The sequence below is a fragment of the Pseudoalteromonas sp. SG45-2 genome (genome assembly GCF_014164115.1).
Lineage (GTDB): Bacteria > Pseudomonadota > Gammaproteobacteria > Enterobacterales > Alteromonadaceae > Pseudoalteromonas > Pseudoalteromonas distincta.
Genome location: NZ_JACJEO010000045.1, coordinates 1 through 6,499, shown reverse-complemented (window position 1 = coordinate 6,499; position 6,499 = coordinate 1). Strand labels below are relative to the sequence as shown.

The 6,499-nt window shown below is 37.3% G+C and carries 7 protein-coding genes and 2 pseudogenes; 7 read left to right on the top strand and 2 right to left on the bottom strand.

Annotated elements, in window-relative coordinates; all coding sequences use genetic code 11:
* The 4 genes and pseudogenes from H5116_RS19895 to H5116_RS19880 form a co-directional block, all read left to right on the top strand.
* Positions 1-130, top strand: a pseudogene (locus H5116_RS19895) (elongation factor Tu); the annotation flags it as partial.
* A 707-nt stretch (positions 131-837) separates the two neighbouring features.
* The gene (locus H5116_RS19890; RefSeq protein ID WP_182716913.1) at positions 838-1,482 is read left to right on the top strand and encodes an AHH domain-containing protein; all 645 of its coding nucleotides are present in this window, start codon (positions 838-840) and stop codon (positions 1,480-1,482) included.
* On the top strand, positions 1,482-2,069 hold the full coding sequence (locus H5116_RS19885; RefSeq protein WP_182716912.1) for a hypothetical protein: 588 nt from the start codon (positions 1,482-1,484) through the stop codon (positions 2,067-2,069). The genes H5116_RS19890 and H5116_RS19885 overlap by 1 nt, the downstream gene beginning before the upstream one ends.
* Before the next feature lie 263 nt (positions 2,070-2,332).
* Positions 2,333-2,488, top strand: a complete 156-nt coding sequence (locus tag H5116_RS19880; RefSeq protein ID WP_240915919.1) for a winged helix-turn-helix domain-containing protein — start codon at positions 2,333-2,335, stop codon at positions 2,486-2,488.
* Between the two features lie 82 nt (positions 2,489-2,570).
* Here the strand turns inward: H5116_RS19880 and H5116_RS19875 are convergent.
* A pseudogene (locus H5116_RS19875) lies at positions 2,571-2,753 on the bottom strand (helix-turn-helix domain-containing protein); the annotation flags it as partial.
* Between the two features lie 558 nt (positions 2,754-3,311).
* A complete protein-coding gene (locus H5116_RS19870) occupies positions 3,312-4,172 on the bottom strand; it encodes a YicC/YloC family endoribonuclease (protein ID WP_002958889.1) in 861 nt (286 codons plus the stop codon).
* Between the two features lie 179 nt (positions 4,173-4,351).
* Here H5116_RS19870 and rph point away from each other — a divergent pair, with 179 nt between their 5' ends.
* Genes rph through H5116_RS19855 form a run of 3 tightly spaced genes read left to right on the top strand, consistent with a single transcriptional unit; the run spans position 4,352 to position 6,165 of the window.
* Complete coding sequence (rph, locus tag H5116_RS19865; RefSeq protein ID WP_002958890.1) at positions 4,352-5,065, top strand: ribonuclease PH; 714 nt, start codon at positions 4,352-4,354, stop codon at positions 5,063-5,065.
* A gap of 18 nt (positions 5,066-5,083) precedes the next feature.
* Positions 5,084-5,728 (top strand): orotate phosphoribosyltransferase, encoded by a 645-nt coding sequence (gene pyrE / locus H5116_RS19860; RefSeq protein ID WP_002958891.1) that lies wholly within the window; start codon positions 5,084-5,086, stop codon positions 5,726-5,728.
* A 56-nt stretch (positions 5,729-5,784) separates the two neighbouring features.
* On the top strand, positions 5,785-6,165 hold the full coding sequence (locus H5116_RS19855) for a diacylglycerol kinase (RefSeq protein ID WP_182696613.1): 381 nt from the start codon (positions 5,785-5,787) through the stop codon (positions 6,163-6,165).
* Positions 6,166-6,499: the final 334 nt, after the last annotated feature.

Here is a 6,499-nt window from a genome sequence, read left to right as displayed (position 1 = left end):
GCCTGGTGATAACATCAAGATGACAGTAACTCTAATCGCACCAATCGCGATGGATGAAGGTCTTCGTTTTGCTATCCGTGAAGGTGGTCGTACTGTAGGTGCTGGTGTTGTAGCAACTATCGTAGCGTAATTATTAGCCTAGCTAATTATTACCAAAAAGCCCGAGCTTAGTCTCGGGCTTTTTAATGTCTAAAATAAAGTACGATTTAATACCAATACGCTTAATTAAGTGATCTATTTTGAGGATGGAAAAACGTGTGGATAGCTAGGCAAACAAATCGCTATTTAGTTGTCCTAATTGAGAATTTTTTAACACAGGTAGCGACACGTTTAGCCCCGCAAAATGATTAAGTATTATTTCGGATTGGTATAAGATGCCGCTTTAATCTTAGGTGAAGATACTTGGTAACAATACTCAAAGTATTATTAGTGGTATTACTAAAAACCCGAGCTACGCTCGGGTTTTGATAAGTTATGAATGTGTCATACTTAGCTGAAAACTATTTAACTTTTTGAATTTTAATATAGAGTAATTATTTAAATCTCAATATTATCATTGGCTTGTTGTAATTTTAGTGTGTTTATATTGCAGTTGGTAACCGCTATGGTAACCACTTGGAATAGGTTTCTGGTAAATAGAGATTATTTTACTAAAGAGGAAATAAGCTTAAACTAGTAGCGAATAACACACATAAAAATTGATAAACTGTTTAGTTTTTGTATTATACACCTAATCATAATCATAATCATAATCAGATAATCAAGGAAGAGTGTTTTATGTAACCGCTACACGCATACCCTCATCCCGAGAGACCTCAAAATCCTTCACCATTAGAAATGGCTATTTATAACTATGAGTTAAAAGCTAAAGAGTTCCATAACAAGCGAATAGCTCAAAAGGGGCAGGCGAGTGAAGATCTTAAAAATAAGATGGCTCGTGATTTTAATCATTTGCAAAAAGAGAAAGAGAGAATTACTGCTCATGCTCGCTTACAAACTGATTTAAAAGAATACCGAGAGCTAAGTGCAAGCTCTACAGTCACGCAATTAAAACAAGAAAAGCACCATCCAACTCAAAAGCTTGCTCGTCACTTGGCTGCAATAGGGGAGCCTAAACCAACTAAGCTGCACGAGGCTCACCATATTATTTGTGGCACAGGGCAATACCAGTCAGCGAATATGTTACAAACAAGGCTTAATCTTCATCTGCATGGAGTTGGTATTAACGATCCAATCAACGGTGTATGGTTAATTAACTTTGAAAAAAATAAAGAGCAAAATTGGGATAGCCCAGCTTCGCCACCTCATCGAAAGCTACACAGATATAACTATGAGACATGGATTAATACTAACTTTGGTAATGCGGCTACGCCTAAAGCTTTATTTTTGAATAGATTGAGAACCGTTAAAGTTACAATAAAAACGGGTACTGTACCTGCAGGTTTACTTGAACCAAAAAATGAAAATTGGAAGGCTTTATAGTGACTGTATATCAAATTAAAAACGAAGCTTACACATACGACGTAATCGACTTTGATATTGTTGAGCTCTCAGAAACAATTTCGAAAAATAACGACCTTGATACAGATACTGTACTAAGGATGTTTATGTCATCCTCACTAAATAATATCGAATTTAGCCCTCTATGGCCTCAAGGGTTAAATTTTGCCTATTTTGGTAAAGCTAAAAAGCAAGATTATGACATATCGCGGCTAGGTCATTTTTTTATAATGAAGATGCCAGTATATGAGTTGTTAAAAGAGCGCTTAGCAAATTTTGGAGAGTTTTTACCCGTTAAAGCTGAAGGCAACAACATGATATTGTTTAACTTGCTTACCTTCGGGCAAGAGCAAAAAGACATGTGTTTAACCAAATACGAAGATGGCTTCGAAGACGGTTTAGAGTTACTTACCTTTGAGCAAGACGATATACAAAATAAACTGCTATTTAAATCTAAGCTGGAAGGTGCTCAAAAAGTTTATTGTACTGATGAGTTTAAAAATATTATCCAAAGTAACAACCTTAAAGGTTTAGTATTTGACGAAGACTTATTAGACCCGTTTGTTTAGTATCGCTCAACACAAAGGCGAATGTATTAAGTAGCCAAAGAATCATTAATTGTGAATACAATACTTTCAGACTCTTTATAAAATAACACCCCTCCCGCTACCCGTAAGCTCAGCGCCCTGCGAGGGGGTAATTGTTTATAATGCATAGTAAAGCTGCGTACATAACCTTTGCCCCATAATTTTAATTTGTATATTATCTCAACTAATAAGAACAATGGATTAGCTTTATAGTAACTAACTAATACGGCTTGGCAGGGAATAGTATGTCGTTACCAGATTACCAATCATTCATGACCCTATTACTGCAATGCTTAGCTAACGGTGAAACAGTAAAGCTCAAAGAGATTGAAGCACACGTTTATCAAAGCATAGGCTTATTTGTAGAGCAGCTTAAACTGCGCATTCCTAGCGGCAAGTAAACTTATGCCTACCACCGCTTAAGTTGGGCTAAAACTTACCTTGTTAAAGCAGGTTTATTTGGAAGCTGTGGTGTGCCACTCATTAGCCATCCTCCGAGAATATATCTTCAATGGTATCCCAGTCTGGTAGAGAGTGTTGTTTTGAGGTAACTTCAAATTGTAAATCAACAGCATCAAGCAGTCGCTCAAATATATCGAATGAACCCATAAAGCGACCGTTCTCAATCTCGGAAATCGTCGTTTTATTAATTCCCGCGATCTCTGATAGCTTTTGTTGCTTTTAGCCTAAAGCTTTCCTGCTAGTACTTATTTGTTTGCCAATATCTGCTCTACTCGACATATATTCACTTATTTGATGTTAACTATATAGCTAATAAAAATTATCAATATTTCACAGGCATTGCATTATTTATATAAGACGGTTTAGCTTAAAAAACCAAACCGCCAACCGTTGACGGTTACTACCAATTAAACTTAAAGGCTTTATTAATAGGTAAAAACTGTTTTTTTGCTTCTTTACTTTTATCTTTAAACCAGTCATTAAATAGGTCATTCATTGTTATAATAATGTCTGTCCCTGCCTTACCTCTTTCAGCAAGCGGATCTATACCATTTTTAATTTTTTGTTTGGTTTCTTTTACATTAATTGAGTTGTATGAAAATGGCTATCAAGGATTTTAAAAGTGGTTACGGTGATATCAAGTAGTTTGGTAACCACTTGGACACGTACAATAGGGGGCTAGTATGAACGGTAGAAAACAAAAAGCCTATAAAAATATAGGCTTATTAATGAGTTATAAACAACTTGAAACAGGCTAAAACGCTATTCTATGTTTTGGATCTGCTCACGCATTTGTTCAATTAGTACTTTTAGCTCTACGGCTGCAGTAGTGATGTCACTATTGATAGACTTAGACGCTAGCGTGTTAGCTTCACGATTAAATTCTTGCATCATAAAATCTAAGCGGCGGCCACATGCACCTCCTTTTTTAAGGATTTTTTTAGTTTCTTTAACGTGAGACTTTAAGCGATCTAATTCTTCAGCCACATCTTGTTTTTGCGCAAGGTAAATTAGTTCTTGTTCAAGGCGTGACTCGTCAATGTTTGCTGTTAAGTCTTCTAGCTTTTGAGCAAGTTTTTCACGCTGCCATTTAGCAATCTCAGGCATATGCGTTTCTACAATTTCTACTTGCTCTAGAATTGCATCAAGGCGTATTGCTATCATTTCTTCAAGGTTTGCACCTTCATCGCCACGTGCAGATTTAAAATCTTCGATTACTTGATCAAGACCAGCTATTAATGCTGTATTAACGCTATCCATATCAAGCTCTTCTGCTTCCATAACGCCAGGCCAACGTAATATATCAACAGGGTTAATATCGCCATTACTTTGTTGTTGAACCCATTTAGCGCTATTTATTAGTTGTTCAGCAAGTGCTTGGTTAATTGATAGCTCGCCAACGTGGGCAGGATTTGCCACAAACTTTAAAAAGACCTCAACTTTACCGCGTTGTAAGTGTTTGCGTAAACGCTCACGAATAACTGGCTCCATGCCACGAAATTGCTCTGGTGCGCGTATAAATGTTTCAAGGTAACGCTGGTTTACTGAGCGAACTTCCCAAGTGCCAGTACCCCAATCGCCTTTTATTTCGCGACGCGCATAAGCTGTCATACTGTGGATCATGGATATTTTCCTAAATTTATAAATACAATATTATGATGATTATACCGTAACACTGCTTAAGCTCTAGGGAAAATTTAATACACTGAATATTTTGCATACAGCTATTTATTTAAATCAACATGGTATCTATACCCACATACACTTATAATGTCGCAAATTCTGAATTAAGGGGATCGTCAATGCGTCCAAGCGAAAGAACACCTAACCAAATTAGACCTGTTACATTTACACGTAATTATACTTTGCATGCTGAAGGCTCAGTACTTGTTGAGTTTGGTAACACCAAAGTACTTTGTACAGCTACTGTTGAATCGGGCGTTCCTCGTTTCATGAAAGGTCAGGGTAAAGGTTGGATCAATGCTGAATACGGTATGTTACCGCGAGCAACGCATACGCGTAATGCTCGAGAAGCTGCACGTGGTAAGCAGGGCGGTCGTACTATGGAAATTCAGCGCTTAATTGCACGTGCACTTCGTGCTGCTGTTGACTTAAAAGCACTTGGCGAAAACACAATTACCATTGACTGTGACGTTATTCAAGCTGACGGTGGTACACGTACTGCTTCTATAAGTGGTGCATGTGTTGCACTTGTTGATGCACTAACACATATGCGTGCAAAAGGTATGATTAATTCAAACCCACTTAAACATATGATTGCAGCTATTTCAGTTGGTATTTACAAAGGCCAAGCAATTAGCGATTTAGAATACATTGAAGATTCAGCAGCAGAGACTGATATGAACGTAATTTTAACCGAAACAGGTAAAATTATTGAAATTCAAGGTACAGCTGAAGGCGAACCTTTCTCGTTTGATGAGCTAGATGAGTTACTTACTTTAGCTAAACATTCTATTCGCGAAATTATTGACGTACAAAAGCAAGCATTAGCATAAATAGGTAGACCACAAGATATGAAAGATTATCAAAAAGAGTTCATAGAATTTGCTCTAGAGAAGCAGGTGTTAAAATTTGGTGAGTTTACATTAAAGTCTGGACGCACAAGTCCTTACTTTTTTAATGCTGGTTTGTTTAATACTGGTCGAGACTTAGCGCGTTTAGGTCGCTTTTATGCATCGGCACTCGAAGATTCTGCTATAGAGTACGATGTATTATTTGGTCCTGCGTACAAAGGTATTCCAATAGCGACAACAACAGCGGTTGCCTTAGCGGATCATCATGATAAAGATGTACCTTACTGTTTTAATCGTAAAGAGAAAAAAGCACACGGTGAAGGCGGCACATTAGTAGGCTCAGAACTCAATGGCAAAATTATGCTAGTTGACGATGTAATTACTGCAGGTACTGCGATTCGTGAGTCGATGGAAATCATTGCACAAAATGGTGCTGACCTTAGTGGTGTTTTAATTGCGTTAGATCGCCAAGAAAAGGGTAAAGCTGAATTATCAGCTATTCAAGAAGTTGAGCGTGACTTTAATACCAAAGTGATTTCAATTGTAAAATTAGCTGATCTTATCAGTTACCTTGAAAGCCAAGGCACAATGGATGAGCATTTAGCCTCAGTTAAAGCTTACCGTGATCAATACGGCGTAGCATAAATAAAAAGCCTCGCACTGCGGGGCTTTATTTTGACCTTCATTCATAGAGTTTTTTAATGAAAGATATACTTAAACCAAATGGCTTAGGCCTCAAACGCGTTTTCAAAGCGACTTATTGTTCCTACCTAGGCTTTAAAGCAGCATTTAAGGAAGAAGCAGCATTTAGGCAAGAGCTACTATTAAGCCTTATATTATTTCCTATTTCATTTTGGCTTGCTTCATCACTATTACACTGGGCAATACTAATTAGCTCACTGCTTATTATATTAATAGTTGAATTACTAAACTCCGCCATTGAAGCATTAACAGATCGAGTAAGTACAGAGTTACATGTATTGTCAGGTAGGGCCAAAGATATGGGATCTGCAGCCGTAACACTTTCATTAACGATCGTATTGATCATCTGGGGTGTAAGCCTCTATATGAAGATCGTTTAACTCTACTTCTAACATAAAATAGGTTTGAACCCCGTTAGTTGTTAATAATTTGATGGTTATGTTGTATTTTTAACGTGTTTAGCTCAAATTCTCAGCGAACAGCACATTATTTCAAGTTTTCTTCAAAAAAGGGTTGATCTGTTTTCGGATCTCCCTATAATGCGACCCCAATGAGACGGGAAACAGCAACGCATAGCGAGGCACGAACAACTCAGGGTGTTAAGTAAAACTTAGATTGAATCTTTTTAGAAAGTTTAAATTTAAGTGTTGACAAAAAAATAGGAAAGCGTAATATGCGCAGCCCTAGCGAGATAAAGTTCAACTTTATAATCGC

Excerpts from the sequence above, each read along its gene's own strand:
- rph (WP_002958890.1), top strand. The coding sequence starts at position 4,352 with ATGCGTCCAAGCGAAAGAACACCTAACCAAATTAGACCTGTTACATTT.
- H5116_RS19890 (WP_182716913.1), top strand. The coding sequence starts at position 838 with ATGGCTATTTATAACTATGAGTTAAAAGCTAAAGAGTTCCATAACAAG.
- H5116_RS19870 (WP_002958889.1), bottom strand. The coding sequence starts at position 4,172 with ATGATCCACAGTATGACAGCTTATGCGCGTCGCGAAATAAAAGGCGAT.
- H5116_RS19855 (WP_182696613.1), top strand. The coding sequence starts at position 5,785 with ATGAAAGATATACTTAAACCAAATGGCTTAGGCCTCAAACGCGTTTTC.
- pyrE (WP_002958891.1), top strand. The coding sequence starts at position 5,084 with ATGAAAGATTATCAAAAAGAGTTCATAGAATTTGCTCTAGAGAAGCAG.
- H5116_RS19880 (WP_240915919.1), top strand. The coding sequence starts at position 2,333 with ATGTCGTTACCAGATTACCAATCATTCATGACCCTATTACTGCAATGC.